This is a genomic window from Papillibacter cinnamivorans DSM 12816 (assembly GCF_900176335.1).
Classification (GTDB): domain Bacteria; phylum Bacillota; class Clostridia; order Oscillospirales; family Oscillospiraceae; genus Papillibacter; species Papillibacter cinnamivorans.
In genome coordinates this window covers 255,756-272,117 of sequence record NZ_FWXW01000005.1, presented here as the reverse complement: position 1 = coordinate 272,117, position 16,362 = coordinate 255,756, and the positions used below count along the sequence as shown (strand labels likewise).

Genomic DNA, 16,362 nt, shown 5'->3' with positions numbered 1-16,362 from the left:
TTCACGATGACCTGCCTGCCCGGCACCCCCCAAATTCAGAACGTCATTCCTTCCACCGTTCTGGGCACTCCCCTCACCGCGGCTCCGGTAGTTGGTATCGTCGGTGCCATTGTGGTCATTATCTTTGACATGTGGTGGCTGAATGCCGACATGAAGAAGCTCGAAAAGAAGGGAATCGGATTTGAAGCGACCAAGGGCTCTCTGCAGGATGTGGAAGTTCCCGCCGGCGAAACTGAACATCTGCCCAATGTCGTTCTGGCGCTCCTTCCCATGGTCGGACTGCTGATTCTTTTGAATGCCGTTAAGCTGAATATCGTTCTGAGCCTGATCGTGGCCTGCATCCTCTGCCTTGTACTGCTCTTCAAATACTACAAGGATATGCTCAAATCCCTCAACCAGGGCGCTTTCAACGTGTGCGCACCTATCGTCAACACCTGCGCCATCGTGGGCTTCGGCAGCGTGGTCGCCGCTACTCCTGGTTATCAGTACCTGGTTAGCCTGCTGGTCAATATGCCCGGCAGCCCCCTCATCTCCTGGACCATCGGCGTCAACGCCCTGGCCGGAATCACCGGTTCCGCTTCCGGCGGCCTGACCATCGCCATGAACACTCTGGCTCCCCTTTATGTCGACAAGGTCAATCCGGAAGTACTCCACAGAATTGGTTCCATCGCCTCCGGCGGTCTGGACTCTCTGCCTCACAACGGCGCGGTTATCACCACCCTGATGGTGGTCGGACTCACCCACAAGCAGGGCTACAAATACGTCGGTATGACCTGCACCGTCGGCCCGATCATCGCCAGTGTCTTTGCTATAATCGCTGCCACCATCTTGTATTAGGCATAAAATCAGACAAACTGAACATATATCTGAATAGGATGACTTATGTCATCCTATTCGGATATATGCCCCAAATTTGAATTTGAGGAGGACGATTATTTGAAGGCAACAGACATTAAAAAGGTGGCGTGCATCGGCGCCGGAGTCATCGGATACAGTTGGGCAACCAATTTCTGCATGAAAGGCTATCCCACCGTGGTGTATGACGTCTTTCCCGCCGCACTCGATAATGCCAAAGTGAAAATTGGAGAATACATCGATATTCTCGTAAACTGCGATGTATTCAGCAAAGAAGTCGGCGAGGCCGCGAAAGCCAGGGTATCCTATACCTCCGATCTGAAAGAAGCGGTGCAGGATGCCCAGTTTATGCAGGAGTCCGGCCCGGAAAACTATGAGATCAAGCAGAAACTTCTGGCCGAAATTGATAAGTACGCGCCTGCGGATGCGATTTATTCCAGCAGCACCTCCGGTCTTCTGATTTCGGAAATCGCCAAATTCTCAGAACATGCCGACCGGTGCCTGGGCGGACATCCGTACAATCCTCCGCATCTGATTCCCCTGGTGGAGCTGGCCAAGGGCGACAAGACCACCGATGAAGTGGTTCAGACCGCCTATGATTTTTACAAGCTCATCGGCAAGGAGCCCATCATTCTCCGTAAGGAAGTCCTGGGCTTTATCTCCAACCGCCTTCAGAACGCACTGTACCGCGAATATGTGGAGATCGTTAGCCGCGGCGTCTGCTCCATCGAGGACGCGGACAAGGCGCTGGTCTTCGGCCCCGGAATCCGCTGGGGAATTCTCGGCCCCACTCTTACCTGGCAGCTGGGCGGCGGAGCAGGCGGAATCAAGCACATCTTTGATCACATCGGGCCCTCCATGGACCTCTGGCTTAAGGATATGGCTGTTTGGCAGGAGTATCCCAAGGATTGGGGTGCTTTTGCCCAGGAGGGCGTAAATGAGGAAATGAAAAATCGGGATAAAGAGTTCGGCAATACTCCCGAGGAAATTAAGCAGTTCCAGAATAAAGCTCTCATCGAGCTTCTCAAAATTCACAAGAAGCTGTAATGACAGAAAAAACCGAGCGGAGGGATTCCCTTCGCTCGGTTTTTCTGTATGTTCAGAAAAGCGTATGATTTGGAGAACTTATACGCGCTCCAGCACAGCCGCCATGGCGGGGCCACCGCCGACGCACAGGGAGGCTACGCCGTATTTGGCCTTCCGGTAGTTCATCTCGGTGATGGCGGAGACCACGATCCGGACGCCGGTGAAGCCTACGGGATGCCCCAGGCCGATACCGGAACCGTTGGCATTGACCTTGTTCATGTCCAGCTTCAGGACCTTGTTGCACGCCAGGAACTGGGCAGCAAAGGCTTCGTTGATCTCATAATAATCGATATCCTTTTCCGTAAGGCCTGCTTCTTTGATTGCCTTCGGGATAGCGTATGCCGGCCCGATGCCCATAATGCGGGGCTCCACACCGTAGCTGACGGTGGACAGGATCTTTGCCAGCGGCTTGAGTCCATGTGCCTTGGCGTATCCGGCGGTGGTGACCACCAGTGCGGCCGCAGCGTCGTTGATGCCGGAGGCGTTGCCCGCCGTGACGGTGCCGCCCTCTTTCTTAAAGGCGGGTTTGAGCCTTCCGAGGCTTTCCATGCTCACGTCGGCTCTGGGATGCTCGTCTCTGTCGACGACTACGACTCCCTTTTTGGTCTGGATCTCTACGGGAACGATCTCATCTTTCAGCTTGCCGGAGTTGATGGCTGCGCAGGCTCTCTGATGGCTGATAATCGCAAGTGCGTCCTGCTCTTCCCGGGTGATGTGGTATTCTTCTGCCAGATTCTCAGCCGTCAGGCCCATGTGATATTTTACGATATTGCAGACGAGACCCTCCTGAGTCAGACCGTCCACCAGCTTCCCGTCGCCCATGCGCAGCCCTTCCCGTACGTTCATTGCCAGATAGGGAACGCGGGACATGACGTCGGCGCCAACGACGAGGCCCATCTGGCAGCCGCCGGTAAGTAAGCTTCTGCGGACGATATCCAGGGCCTTCATACCCGAAGCGCACTGCTGATCGATGGTATATGCCCAGGATGTGGCGGGAATGCCCAGCTTGATTTCCACCTGTCGGGCGGGGTTTCCGCCGTTGCCGTGTTTGTAAATGCAGCCCATGCCCAGCTCTTCCACATCGACGGGCTTGACGTTTGCCCGGTTCAGGGCGGCGTTCGCCGCGATGCAGGACAAATCAACCAGAGGTACATCCTTCAGTTTTCCGAGAAAATCTCCCACAGGGGTTCTCGCGGAGCCTACGATTACGATGTCATTTGCGTCCAAGATATTCGACCTCCTTTATATTTCAGAAAGCTTCCGTTCCGCGGATTTGAAGATTGCCCGGTGTGTTTGCCTTAAGCGGTTGCAGACACCGCGACATGCTTCCACCTCTTTTGGGACTTCCGCTGTTCCTTCCGGGTGTTCGCCAAATCGGATTGATTATGCGGAAGGAATCCGCTCGGATTCGATCCTGTGGTATTCTGTCTGAATCTATATAATAAGAACAGCAAACAGCATGCCGTATAATGAATAAATAAAAAAATAGGATAATTGCACAGATAATGATTATAAAAAGCAGAATAATTAACGAATATTACAAATTGAAGTTTGGGAAATAGATTTAAATTGAAAAATATATGGAAGATGAGATAATAAAAACAGCCGGATTCTACAAATGTAGAAATATGAGTTCTATATTTTGATAAAAATTCTATTAAAATAGAAATTCTTATCCCGGATTTCAGCGGCACGGCTTTAGACGGAAAGGAGGGGCTGGCTATGGATTGGGACATGCAGATCAAAATGGACCGAATTGTGGACGATTTTATCGGCTCGGTCCTCATAATCGACAGAAGCGGGCGCATTATATACGCAAACAGCAAGATGCTCAAGGTTTTTAATATTCATGCCGAAGAAATCATCGACCGTACGATGGAGGAAGTGGTGGCGGAGGGGATATTCAAGGTTTCTCCTTCCATGGAGGCGCTGAAGACAAAGGAGGTTGCCATCAAGTATGTGGAGGGGCGGTCGAAGATACCTGTATTTACCGTTTCAAAACCATATTTTAACGAAGAAGGCGACGTGGATTTTGTCGTTTCCTTCAGCCTGGACGAATTTTTTTTCAATGAGATTCTCAGCAAAGCCAATGAGGATAAAAACAGGGCCTTTCAGCTTTTGAACTGTCTTGCCGATATGGGCGATAAAGATAACCCGATTGTTATTGCCGACGGGTCGATGCACAAGCTGCTGGCCTTTATCGGCAGAATCGCTCCCACGGATTCCGCGGTCCTCATATCAGGGGAATCCGGCACGGGTAAGGAGGTCTTTTCAAGATACATACACAAGGCCAGCAGCAGGGCAAACCGGGTGTTTCTTCCCATCAACTGCGCAGCTATTCCCGCGGGCCTCATTGAGTCGGAACTGTTTGGATACGAGGCGGGCGCCTTCACCGGAGCATCCAAGGAAGGGAAGACGGGCCTTTTTGAACTGGCCGACCGGGGGACGCTCTTTTTGGATGAAATATCGGAGCTTCCCCTTTCGCTCCAGCCCAAGCTGCTCCGGGTGCTGGAAACCGGAGAGGTCAAGAGGCTGGGGAGCGAGCGGTATATCAAAACCGACGTGAGGATTATTGCGGCCACCAACAAGGATCTCAAACAGCTTGTGCTGCAGGGGAATTTTCGCAACGACCTGTATTACAGGCTGAATGTGATTCCTATCACCATCCCGCCCATCCGCGACAGGCGCAAGGATATTGTTCCCCTGGCAAGTCTGTTTCTGAACCAGTACAATACCCGATACGGATGCAGCAAACGATTTGACGACGACCTGCTGCGGGCGATGGAGGACTATACCTGGCCCGGGAACGTGAGGGAAATTAAAAATGTGGTGGAGAGGATGGTCATCGCCTCCTCCTCCGTGTGTCTGACCCGGGAGGACCTTATGCTGGACGCCGAAGCCGGACAGAGCCGTATGGAGGAAAAGGTTTCGCCCCAGGCTGCTCTGCAGTATTTAGCAGAGGAGGAGGACAGATCCATGGCGGAACTCACCCGGGAATTTGAAAAAAGGCACATCCGGAAGGTCCTAGAATCCTGCGATTACAATGTGGCAGCGGCGGCAAAGAAACTGAAGGTACATCCCTCGGGCCTTTATAAGAAGCTGAAAAGCTACGGCCTGATGAAGTGAAGCCGTTTGACAGCTCCTGCTCGCTTGATACGCACCAGATAAAGCCGCGGTAAGACGCATTAATTGCGTTTTACCGCGGCTTTTGAATGTTTATTTTTGACCGGCCGGTTTGCCTACAGGCGAAGCGCCGCCTCATAGGCTGCGGTATTGGCCCTGAAAGCGGGTTTCAAAGTAAAAGCTGGGACGGTTTCCAAAGCCCTGCGGCCCAAATTCGCTCCTCTGTCGGGGCTTTGGAGGATCTCCAGAACGATCCGGGCCAGGGCACCGGACTCTCCGGGGCGATACAACCTCCCGTTTTCTCCGTCCAGGATCAGATCCGTGTGGCCCCGGATCCGGGAGGCCGCTACAGGCAGGCCGCACAGCTGGGCCTCGATTACGTTGAACGGCAGTCCCTCGCTGATGGAAGAGCTCACCGCGATGTCGCACGCCGGATAGATTTCCTCCATCCTGTCCCGGAATCCCAAAAAACGGACGGCTTCCTCAATCCCGAGGCGCGCTGCCTCCCCGTGCATCTCCGCCAAGGTATCTCCCTGGCCGCATAAAAGCAGTACGGTCTGCGGAGCTTCTCTGACGATTTGCTCCATAGCACGGAGAAGCTCGATATGATTTTTCCGGCGGGAGAACTCAGCGGCGTATACCAGGACATAAGCCGTCTCCGGAAGGGAGAGGGCTTCCCGGGCCGTCCTGCGCGCATCCTGGGACACGGGGCGGAAGCGGTCCTCATCCGCACCCATGCCCGGCACCTGAAAGAGAAGGCCGCCCTTCCGCACCAGAGAGCGGGCGGCGGCCGCATCCTCGCCGTTCATGGTGATAAGGCAGTCGGTGACGCCGCGCAGCATCCGCTCCGGCAGACGGTACCGAAGGGTATTCAGACCTCCGCAGCCTTTCCAGAAGAGATATCCGTGCACGGTGTGAACCGTTTTGGTGTTTCCCTTGCCCGCCAGGAACAGGGCAAGGCGGACCACAGAGCCGGCCAGGGCCGTATGGGTGAGAATCAGATCGAAGCGCTCCTTCCGGAGAATCCCCCGCAGAAGAAAAACGGCCCGGAGGTTCCGGGGGGAGAGAAGGCTTTTTTCCATGGGAATGGTATGCAGAATCTGAGCGTATTCCGGCGCCTCCTGTCCGGGGATGGCCGCATGCACTTCGAAGCCCCTGTCGCGGAAATATTTCAGATAAGGCAGATGAAACCGCTGAAGGTGGGACAGGGTGGAGGCGGAAATCAGGACCTTCGGCATCACACCCGCTCCTTTTCTTTCTCCGGCGCGGCCGGAGCGGTATCGACTCCCTCGGCATACCCTTTGGTGCAGACCACCCGGACGGTTTCGGCCAGGATCTTCAGATCCAGAAAGAAGGAAAAATTCTGGATATAGGTGAGATCCAACAGAATACGTTCTTCCGGCGTGGTGTTGTATTTCCCGATGACATGAGCCATCCCGGTGAGACCGGCACGCACCTTGGTGCGGTATTGGTATTCGGGAAGAGTCCTGCTGTAAAGCTCAATAAAGTGTTCCCTCTCCGGCCGGGGCCCCACCAAAGACATGTCCCCTTTAAGAACGTTCCAGAATTGGGGGATCTCGTCGATCCGGGTCCGGCGGAGCCACCTGCCGGGTCGGGTGATCCGGGGATCGTCCCTCTGGGCGAGAACCGGCCCCGTTTCGCGTTCCGCGTCCGGCACCATGGTCCGGAATTTATAAAGGCGGAATACCTTGTCTCCCAGGGTTACGCGGTTCTGAGAAAAAAAGACCGGGCCGCCGTCCTGCTTGACGATGACGGAGACCACCAGGAACAGGGGGCTGAGAAGGACCAGGGCCAAAAAAGCTCCCGCGATGTCTGCGGCGCGCTTGAAAAATCGCTGTTCCGGGGTCAGCCCGATGGATTTTGCCCGGTAGGCCATGAGATCGTCAAACTGAGTGAGGACGGCGTTGTGAATGACCAGCTCGTAAATATCCGGGACCACGATGAGCTCCCGCCCGCTGTCCCAGCAATCCAGGGCCACGAAATTTTTAATCTCCGGCGGCGGGGAGACCAGTACCGCCGCGGGATATTTCGCGAGGGCGGACAGGATATCCTGCTCGCTTCCGTAAGGCAGCACGCGCTCCACCCGGTTGGCGGCCGTGCGCCGGTTGATTTTCTCGGCAATCTCCCGGCCCCGTTTCCCGTCGCTGCAGAAAAGCACCGTGGAAAGGGGAGGGTTGTACCGATACCACAGGCGGTGAAAGAGAAGAATCCAACCCGCCATGGCAAGACATTCGAACAGAACCATAAGAAACAGAGTGGTGATCTGGACGTAATAGAGAACTTCGAAAAACGGAAGGGACATCATGAAAATATTGACCAGAAGAACCGACCCGAAAACGGAAAAGGCCAGGTGATGCATTCGCCGGGATAGATCGAAAACCGAGTTGAAATACAGAATCCCGACGGAAAACAACACAAACCAGGGCAGGCACTGGCGAAAGTTCACCCTGTCCGGTAAACCCCACAGCACCTGCTCCACGTAGATTCCGGCAATCATGGCCGCCGTCAGGAAGAGTACGGCACAGACAGCTGCCACTCCGGAAAGAAAAGTGTGTTTTTTCTGTCGTCCCTCCATATCCGATCTCCTCAGTTCGAAGGATTTAATGAAACGGCACAGTCGGTCGTATCCGACACTCCGCCGATCTCAACCTGGAAACTGTCGGAATGTACCGCGGCTTCCGCAAGCCAGCAGCCCTCGTCCGGCCGGTACCCGCAGGTAAGGAGATCTCCGTTCAGGCGTATCGAAGGAGTCATGCTTTCCGCCTGATAAACTTTCACCTGCAGCATGCCCTGGGCGGAATTGACCGCGGGGATCTGCAGGACGGTGCTGCCGTCGGACGCCTGAGTGACAAAGTCCGAGACTCCGTCGCAGTTTAAATCATAGGTTTCGCCGGCCTGGACCAGCACTCTGTCGTTCCTTAAATATTCCTCGGCCCAGAGGTATTGCGCCAGTGCTTGACTGGGTTCGATTTTTTGAGGAAGGGTGCGGTTGAGCTCCATGAGATAGCTGCAAAGGGAATCCACAGATTCCGCTAACTTGCGCGATCCCTCGTCCCCTGCGGTCCATTCGGCGAGGCTGTATTGGGAGAAGACGTCGTCCCACGCGGATTCCTTGACCCGCTCGCCCCGGATGTAGATTTCCGCCATTTCCGCGGCCTTTTCAAAATCGGGATCCGCTTTCTGCAGATAGTATCTGACCAGATAGATGGCCGTACCGGGGATGATCCTGCGGTTTTCGATGGATTCGAGATATTCTTTGTCCTGAGAAAGAAGGGAGATGCTGTTGGTCTGAGCCGTGCTCATAAGGAAAGAGAGCTTGTAGTCGTCCCCGTTGAAGGGATCCAGCAGAGCGGCAGTTCGGAAAGTATCTAGGTTGTAGCTGCCTTTCATGCTCTGCAATGCCCAGATACGGCCGACGGAAAGCAGGATGGCTGCCGCGGCGAGAACGGGAGCGGCGGCGGTAAGCACCCGCTTTGCGGGCTTTTGGATGGAAAAGGTCTGTTCAACAGGAAATAGGGCGGCCAGAACCGCCAGCAGCGCACAGGCAATGGTGCGGAAGGCTGGCTGCATGAAGTCGATTTCTATCATGGAGTGAAGGAAGACTAAGGAAACGGCGCCTCCGAGATATGGAAGCAGCTGGGGGTAAAGCCCTTTCTTTTTTGCCAGATAAAGGGCCCGGAAGGCAAAGACCGCCAGGGCGGCGAAGAGGCCGAGACCTATGATTCCTCCGTCCACAAAGCTTTGGATATACTGATTGTGGGTATGGGCGGTTTCATAGTAATAGTCTGCGACGCTCCGGTCCGCGCCTTCAAAGGCTCCTCCGCCAAGTCCGATGAGGGGGGAGGTGAGGCCCAGCCGGATGCCGTCCCGAAAAAAGACCAGCCGCTGAATAGCGTTGTCGTTGACCCAGAGACCCTGGAGACGGTTGACGATGAATTCCGGCACCATCAGATACCGAAGGGGGATTGTCCCGGCTCCGGAGGCTCCCGAATAGGATGCGGTTTTCAGCAGGGTCCCCGCGTCGGAGGAAAAACGGAAATAGACGGCGGCCGACCCCTCCGGCACCGTGAAGGAAAGGTGCTCGCCGGAGGCAAGACTTCCCGAGGCAAGCACGGTGCTTTCTTTCAGCGCGGCCTGGGTATAGCTCATGGAAGTGACTTCCACAGAAATTTTATCCCCCGAAGTAGACAATTCAGCGCTCAGAGTGTAATCTCCGCTCTTCAGAGCCTCGGCGCGGCGAATGCTCTCCCCCGGTCCCAGAAAATAAGCTCCCCGAAGGAAAAAGGCGGCGAAAAAAAGGACGGCGAGAACCGCGACGACAATGCCCGCGACCGTTTGCTTATGACGCAGGAACCCCGATACAGAAAACGCCGGAAGGCGGACCCTTTCCGAGGCAAACCCCGCCCCGAAGCTTAGCGCCAGGGTGAGAAACAGCGGAAGAACGCCGAAATTCAGGGAGGCAAACACCAGTCCAGCGCCGATAAATGAGGCAATAATCAGAAGAACGGCGGGAATCAGAAGCGCTTTGCGTTCTCCGGATTTCCCCAGCAGCAGCCAGATAATAATCGCCGGCAGAACCGCCGCAAAAGATCCCAGGCTGAAGCAAAGGACGAAAGTGACGCCGCACAGGATGCCCAGTCCCAGATAGAGGGATCGGCGCAGCCTGTCCGTTTCCACCCCGTGCCGCTGGAGGGAAAGAAATACGCCGATGGCGGCCATGGCGGCGAATACGTTGGGGTTGTCCATGGACGTTGTGATTCGGGTATTGGCCTCAAAGGAGGCAAAGCCTTCCGCGATGGGCTCGCCCAGAAGCGCGGAAACAGCGTGCAGAGGGGCGAACAGCAGCCCCGAAGTGGCAAGCTCGATACTTACAAGGGATACCACGCCGATACAGACGGCCAGGGCGGAGAGAAACCGCTGGGCGGTTTCCCGGTTTTTCAGGAACATAAGATATAAAACGGAAAAATAGAAGAAACCACCGGCGGTCAGGAAAAACTCACGGAGAGCGAGTTTCTGGAACCAGCCGTAAAACATCCCCGCAAAGTAAAGAAGGCTGAGGGCGAAGAGCAGGAGCGGAAGAGGAGAGAGGTTTTCCCGCAAGATCCCCCGCATTTCTTTTCGGGAAAAAACGATCAGAAAGGCCGGGGCGGCAGCCAGGGCATAGATGAGCTGGGAATCCCAGCGCAGCTGCCAGGCGCCGGCAACTGCGAAAAAGCAAACGACGGCACAGATCAGAATACACGGCCAGAAGAATGGCCGCGCGGGACGGGCGGAAACGGCCGCAGCCGAGGGACTGCCGGAACCCGATCTGTTTTGCGCCTCACGGGAAACGAACGCAGAATTTCCTGCTTTCTGCGGATTTGGATGCCTGGAATCCGGCGCGGCAGGTTTGCCGGCGGCAGGAACCTGCTCTCCCCGGGGAGCCGGAGCGGGTTTGTTCTTTCCTCTTTTTGAAGACAATTCCTATCCTCCTAACAGACGGCAAAGATTGAAATACGGCGGTACGGCCGGCCTGTGTAGACTCAGTGCTTTTCAGCGGGCGGATCGGCCCCGGGCGGCAGCGAGTAGACGGCCCTTCTTTTGGTAAAATAGTTCCAGAACCAGATGATGTTGGCGGAGAAAAGCTTGGCGAGCATGAAATGAAATCCGATCAGCCGAACCATGCTCCACATGAGCACCTGGTTCATACCCAGCCCCATGGCGCTGGTTGCCACAAAGATGGTTGTGGTTCTGGCGCCCTTGTTTTTCTCACCCCTGAAAACCCACACGAAACAGATCACATAATTTACGACCATGGATATGGAAAAGCTGATACAGGAAGAAACGAGGTAATAAATCCCTGCGTACTTTGTCAGTATGTACAATATCACATAGTCCACAAAAAAGCTGATTCCGCCGTTGATGCCGAATCGGATCAGCTCCAGGATTCTGTTTTTTCCTTCTTTGGTCTTCAGACGTACTTTTAATCGATTGATCAAAACACTCACCGCCAGACAACATCACCGATGAAAACCGGCATCGGAGGATGCCGTATCAAATGGCTGCATCAAAACGCAGTCCTCCGGATACGATGCGTTTCCGCCGCCGAGATTACCGGCAGAAACGCGCAGGGAACAACCCCTTTCGTAAGACGGGCGGAAAATCCCTCAAAACAGTCTCATACGTGCGCTCGGGAATACAGCTGCCGGAATCTCGGGTTTTGCAGCCTAGTAACTTCGAATTCCCTCAGCCTCAATTATACACGCAAACGGAGCGAAAAGCATGGGTCAGGCAAGAAAACTTCATTTGAAAAGTGCCTGCCGCGATAAACGCAAAAGAAACGGGCATGAAGCTTCTGCGCATGTGGGCCGCTCCGGCCCGCGCGCTGGGATTTCAGGCCGCCGCCCAGGCAGTTGGCGGCGCGGCCGGTTTCCGAAGCATAACAGAATAAAAGGTCCGGAAATTCTTTAGTTGCCGGCGTAAGCCCGGCACACTTCCTGGGCGCTGCCGGTCATTTTTACCTTTCCATCCTCCAGCCATACCACGCGGCTGCAGAGTTCCTGAATCTGCTCCATGGAGTGGGATACGAACAGGACCGTCGTCCCGCCGCTCATGAGCTCCGCCATGCGCTGCCGGCTTTTTTTCTGGAATGCCGCGTCTCCCACCGCCAGAATCTCGTCCACGATGAGAATTTCGGGATTGACCACCGTGGCGATGGAAAAGGCAAGGCGCATTAGCATGCCGGAGGAATAATTGCGGATGGGCGCGTGGATAAAATCCTGCAGCTCCGAAAAGGCGACGATCTCGTCGTATTTGGAAAGCAGAAACTGCTTGGAATATCCCAGGATGGCGCCGTTTAAAAAGATATTCTCCCGCCCCGTAAGGTCCTGGTCGAAGCCGGAACCCAGCTCCAGCATTGGAGCGACGGTACCGCCCGTGCGCACCATCCCCCGGGTGGGCTTGAGGATACCCGCGATAATCTTCAAAAGCGTGCTTTTTCCGGCTCCGTTGCGTCCTACAAGTCCCACCACTTCACCCCTGGAAATGTTGAGGCTGATGCCGTCCAGTACCCAGAACTCCTCAAATTTCAGCTCTCCCCGCAGGGCGCGCACCGCATATTCCTTCAGGCTGTTTACCTTGTCCCGCGGCAATTTGAAGCGCATGGACACATCTGTAAGATCTATCATACACTTCGCCTCCTTAAGGCGGGGAGAGTCGATCCTGACCCGCCTCCGCTCGGTTAGATTCGTGTTTGCTTCGCTGCTGACTTAAGTCTTAGCCGGTATGCCGCCCTCCGCCTCGCTTATCGCGATTCTCCCGGCTGCGAGACCGAGAACCGGCTCGGGTCCAACTTTTCGCCTTACAGATTGATGACAAACCAATCCTGCACCTTCTTGAAAATCAGCGTTCCCACGGTAAGCGAACCCAGGGCGAAGACAAGGCAGTACAGATACGCTCTGGGTTCGGGAGACACTCCCTGAAGGATGACGATCCGGTTGAACCGGATGAAATGGTACAGGGGGTTGAGCTTATAAAAGACCATAAACCTGTCGGGAATGATGCTCACGGGATAAAAGATAGGGGTCGCATACATCCACAGCATGATCATGATATTCCAGAGAAACTGCGTGTCCCGGAAAAAGACCATAAAGGCGGAAAGCATGAGGGCAAGCCCCGTGCAGAAGGCAATCATGCACAGTATGCCGAAGGGAAGGAGAAGAATCGCAGGGGTAATGGGCGTTCGCATGATGATGGACACCAGGAGAAGCGGGATCATGGAAATAAGAAGATTTATGGAGGACGACAGGGCCCTGGAGACAGGAAAGATGTACTTTGGCACATAGACCTTTGTGATGAGCGAAGCATTGGAGGTTATTGATACGAGAGACATAGTGGTGGCTTCCGAAAAAAAGTTGAAAAACACGATCCCGGTCAGAAGATAAACGGGAAAGTTGTCGATATCCGAACGGAACAGCCGGGAAAAAATGACGTACTGCACCATCATGGTGATAAGGGGGTTGAGAAGACTCCATACGACCCCCAGAACGGAACGCTTGTACTTTGCCTTGAAGTCTCGGATTACAAGCTGCGAGAGCAAAAACCGGTACCGGACGACGGCGGAGACCGCGTTGAGGATAAGAGAGGACTTTCCGCTCTTCTGCTTTTTCAGCGCGTCGGCGAACAGGAGAAGAAGCAGCAGCCCCACCGCAGCGGCGAAGACGAAATAAAACCGGCCGATGAGCAGCCGGCTGCTGCCGTAAACGGTAAGACAGAGAACAAGCGGCTGGGTTTGGCCGTTCACAGTGAGGACAGTATCCCCTAAATCCGAAGGGGCTCCTGTAAGGACTGTGACGGCGTTGCCGGAAGCCCCGTCCGCCGAGGTGATTTCCAGAGCCAGCCGCTTTCCCTTTTCGGAGATGAGCGGACTATCCGGCCGGATATCGAACAACCCGTTATCCGAAAGCTTTGACACGTCTATGCTTTGCCGGAAGAGCACGTTTTCCTCCGAATCCAGGATCCGGACCAGAAGGGAGCCCGTGTTGTCTCTTCCGTAAGTTCCGAAGAGAAGAGAGATTTTATCGAGAGTATCGGAAGAAAGAGTGAAAGATTCTGTGACGGCAGTGCCCTGCGTAAGCTCTCCCACGGAAGAAACCGCCTCCGGGCTTTGGGACACCGCGTCGGAGGAGGAAAACTGCAGCTGTTCACCGCCGATGAAGTAGAACCCAATCGCCAGGGCGAAGTACAGCAGGAGGAAGTAGGCAAACCCCTGCTTCAATTTGCGTTTGTCCATTCCTTCCGACGTTCCTTTCCGTATCATTGCCCGGGAGCATTTTATAGGGAGGGCCGGATATCGTCCGCGGCAAGACACCGGGCCAGCGCGTCCTGCCAGGGGGGAAGGCGGGAAAATCCGCCTGTGTCCAAAGAAGCTTTTGAAAGCCTGGAGTTCAAAGGCCGTTTTGCAAGCGTCGGGTATTCATCCGAAGCTATCGGCCGGACATCGGCGGAAAACCCGGCCTGCCGGAGTATTTCCCGGGCAAATTCCGCCCGGGAGCAGAAGCCTTCGTTGGCGGCGTGATAGATTCCGTGCCGGTCTGAAAAAAGCATGGCGGCCAGAAGCTCCGCCAGGTCGGCCGTATAGGTGGGAGAGCCGATTTGCTCGGAAACCACCGGGATCTGCCCGCCCCGGGACCCCAGCCAAAGGATGGTCTCCAAAAAGTTGTTCCCGCCCTTTCCGAAAAGCCAGGAGGTTCGGATGATAAAATACCTGTCCAGGATTTCCCGGACCGCGTCCTCTCCCAGGGCTTTCGTCAGCCCGTACTGATTCAGGGGACGGCGGGGGGAATCGGCTTCATAAGGGTCTTCGCCGTCCCCGCCGAAGACGTAATCGGTGCTCAGATATAAGAGCTTCGCGCCGGCCTCCCGGCAGGCCATGGCGACGTTCCGCGTTCCGTCTGCGTTCACGGCCCGGCAGAGCTCCCTGTCCTCCTCGGCCTTGTCCACCGCCGTATAGGCCGCGCAGTGGATCACGGCGTCCGGCCGGTACGCCCTGACGGCGGAAAAGGTTTCTTCCCTGTCCTTCAGGTCGAACGTTTCGCTTCCCGCGCCGAGACAGGGGATCTTCTTAAGGCGCAGCCGGCGGACCATGTCCCGGCCAAGCTGCCCTGTGGCTCCCGTTACAAGAACTTTCATAAAACGTTACCGGTTTTTGTACATTGCTTCATAATACTCCCGATACTCTCCCGATAAAATTCGTTCCCACCAAAAACGGTTTTCCAGATACCAGCGGAGGGTCCTGTCAAGCCCCTCCTCAAAGTTGACGGAGGGATGCCAGTCCAGCTCCCTTTCCAGCTTGCCGGCGTCGACGGCGTAACGCCTGTCGTGCCCCGGCCGGTCGGCGACGAATTGGATGAGGGACTCCGGCTTGTGAAGTCCCCGGAGGATGGCCCTTACCACCTCCAGGTTTGCCCTCTCGCTGTTTCCTCCCACGTTGTAGACCTCTCCCGGGCGCCCGCGGCGGGAGATAAGGTCTACGGCCGCGCAGTGGTCTTCCGCGTAAAGCCAGTCCCGCACCTGATCCCCCCGCCCGTAGACGGGGACGGAACCGCCAGACAGCGCCCGGGTGACGGCAAGGGGGATGAGCTTTTCCGGAAAGTGGTGCGGCCCGTAGTTGTTGGAACAGCGGGAAATGGTGACGGGCAACCCGTAAGTCCGGTGATACGCCAGAACCAGAAGGTCCGCTGCCGCCTTGCTGGCGCTGTAGGGGGAAGAGGGGCGCAGGGGAGACTCCTCGGTAAAGCGCAGTTCCTTCCGCTCCAAGGGAAGCTCCCCGTACACCTCATCGGTGGAAACCTGATGAAAGCGGGGAACGGAGTGTTTCCGGCAGGCGTCCATCAGAACCTGGACGCCCAGCACGTTGGTGCGCAAAAAAAGTCCCGGGTTGCCGACGGACCGGTCCACATGGGATTCCGCGGCAAAATTCACCGCCAGGTCGAATCGCTCCTCCCGGAACAGAGCGTCCACCACCGCCTCGTCTGCGATGTCGCCCCGTACAAACCGGAAACCGGGGACTCCCTCGGCCTTCTTCAGGGTTTCCCGGTTTCCCGCGTATGTCAGTGCGTCCAGGCAGCACAGTCGGATTTCCGGATGCGCTTTCTGCATGTAATAGATGTAATTGCTCCCGATAAAGCCGGCTCCGCCGGTGACAAGCACGTTCATAGGCGATCCCCGCCGAAGACGAATCCCGCGTCGCTGTCCTTCAGCAAAGGCGCCTTCCGGTCTTTGCTGCTGAGGATCGGGTCCGAGACGTCCCAGGGGATCCCGATGGCCGGATCGTCGTACCGGACGCTTCTGTCGTGCAGGTGAGAAAAATACTGATCGGTCTTGTACTCCACTTCCGATGCGTCCGCAAGAGTCAGATATCCGTGGGCAAAGCCCCGGGGGAGATAGAGCTGCAGCTTGTTTTTCTCACTCAGTTCCGCGGCGAACCAGCGCGTATACCCGGCCGAACCCTTCCGCAGATCCACCGCCACATCCCATACGGCGCCCCGGGTGCACCGCACCAGCTTTGCCTGGGCCATGGGCGGATTTTGAAAATGAAGGCCCCGAAGGGTTCCTTTTTTTGCGGAGAAGGAATGGTTATCCTGCACGAATTCGTCGCAGATCCCAGCCTTCTGCAGTTCCCGGAGAGAAAAGGATTCCATGAACCAGCCCCGCTCGTCTTCAAAGACGGCCGGTTCCATAAGATATACACCGGCGAGGCCGGTTTCAGATATCTTCATATGTACACCCCGCAATCTT

Annotated in this window: 13 protein-coding genes; 3 read left to right on the top strand and 10 right to left on the bottom strand. The window is 55.7% G+C overall.

The window, feature by feature from the left end:
• Window positions 1-6 precede the first annotated feature (6 nt).
• Together B9A13_RS09705 and B9A13_RS09700 are read left to right on the top strand one after the other, a co-directional pair.
• Complete coding sequence (locus tag B9A13_RS09705; protein WP_159448094.1) at window positions 7-837, top strand: GntP family permease; 831 nt, start codon at window positions 7-9, stop codon at window positions 835-837.
• A 99-nt stretch (window positions 838-936) separates the two neighbouring features.
• Window positions 937-1,902, top strand: coding sequence for a 3-hydroxyacyl-CoA dehydrogenase (locus B9A13_RS09700; RefSeq protein ID WP_084234978.1), 966 nt, complete (start codon window positions 937-939; stop codon window positions 1,900-1,902).
• Between the two features lie 78 nt (window positions 1,903-1,980).
• Here B9A13_RS09700 and B9A13_RS09695 read toward each other — a convergent pair whose 3' ends face one another.
• Entirely contained in the window at window positions 1,981-3,168 is a 1,188-nt protein-coding gene (locus tag B9A13_RS09695) for a thiolase family protein (RefSeq protein WP_084234943.1), read from the bottom strand.
• A 495-nt stretch (window positions 3,169-3,663) separates the two neighbouring features.
• On the opposite strand from B9A13_RS09695, the gene B9A13_RS09690 reads away from it, so the two are divergent.
• Window positions 3,664-5,067 (top strand): sigma-54 interaction domain-containing protein, encoded by a 1,404-nt coding sequence (locus B9A13_RS09690; RefSeq protein WP_084234942.1) that lies wholly within the window; start codon window positions 3,664-3,666, stop codon window positions 5,065-5,067.
• 113 nt (window positions 5,068-5,180) lie between these two features.
• On the opposite strand, the gene B9A13_RS09685 is transcribed toward B9A13_RS09690, so the two are convergent.
• The 9 genes from B9A13_RS09685 to rfbC all read right to left on the bottom strand — a co-directional run bounded on the left by B9A13_RS09685 (window position 5,181) and on the right by rfbC (window position 16,343).
• Window positions 5,181-6,302 (bottom strand): glycosyltransferase, encoded by a 1,122-nt coding sequence (locus B9A13_RS09685; protein ID WP_084234941.1) that lies wholly within the window; start codon window positions 6,300-6,302, stop codon window positions 5,181-5,183.
• Window positions 6,302-7,660: a sugar transferase gene (locus B9A13_RS09680; RefSeq protein ID WP_084234940.1), complete on the bottom strand. Its 1,359-nt coding sequence runs from the start codon at window positions 7,658-7,660 to the stop codon at window positions 6,302-6,304. Before B9A13_RS09680 ends, B9A13_RS09685 begins: the two co-directional genes overlap by 1 nt.
• An 11-nt stretch (window positions 7,661-7,671) precedes the next feature.
• Entirely contained in the window at window positions 7,672-10,545 is a 2,874-nt protein-coding gene (locus B9A13_RS09675; RefSeq protein WP_084234939.1) for an O-antigen ligase family protein, read from the bottom strand.
• Between the two features lie 62 nt (window positions 10,546-10,607).
• A complete protein-coding gene (locus tag B9A13_RS09670; RefSeq protein WP_200809705.1) occupies window positions 10,608-11,063 on the bottom strand; it encodes a GtrA family protein in 456 nt (151 codons plus the stop codon).
• Window positions 11,064-11,531: 468 nt separating this feature from the next.
• On the bottom strand, window positions 11,532-12,251 hold the full coding sequence (locus B9A13_RS09665; protein WP_084234938.1) for an ABC transporter ATP-binding protein: 720 nt from the start codon (window positions 12,249-12,251) through the stop codon (window positions 11,532-11,534).
• 173 nt (window positions 12,252-12,424) lie between these two features.
• Complete coding sequence (locus B9A13_RS09660) at window positions 12,425-13,855, bottom strand: ABC transporter permease (RefSeq protein ID WP_084234937.1); 1,431 nt, start codon at window positions 13,853-13,855, stop codon at window positions 12,425-12,427.
• Window positions 13,856-13,896: 41 nt separating this feature from the next.
• Complete coding sequence (gene rfbD / locus B9A13_RS09655; RefSeq protein ID WP_084234936.1) at window positions 13,897-14,754, bottom strand: dTDP-4-dehydrorhamnose reductase; 858 nt, start codon at window positions 14,752-14,754, stop codon at window positions 13,897-13,899.
• Window positions 14,755-14,760: 6 nt separating this feature from the next.
• A complete protein-coding gene (gene rfbB / locus B9A13_RS09650) occupies window positions 14,761-15,780 on the bottom strand; it encodes a dTDP-glucose 4,6-dehydratase (RefSeq protein ID WP_084234935.1) in 1,020 nt (339 codons plus the stop codon).
• A complete protein-coding gene (gene rfbC, locus B9A13_RS09645) occupies window positions 15,777-16,343 on the bottom strand; it encodes a dTDP-4-dehydrorhamnose 3,5-epimerase (protein WP_084234934.1) in 567 nt (188 codons plus the stop codon). Before rfbC ends, rfbB begins: the two co-directional genes overlap by 4 nt.
• Between the last annotated feature and the right edge of the window lie 19 nt (window positions 16,344-16,362).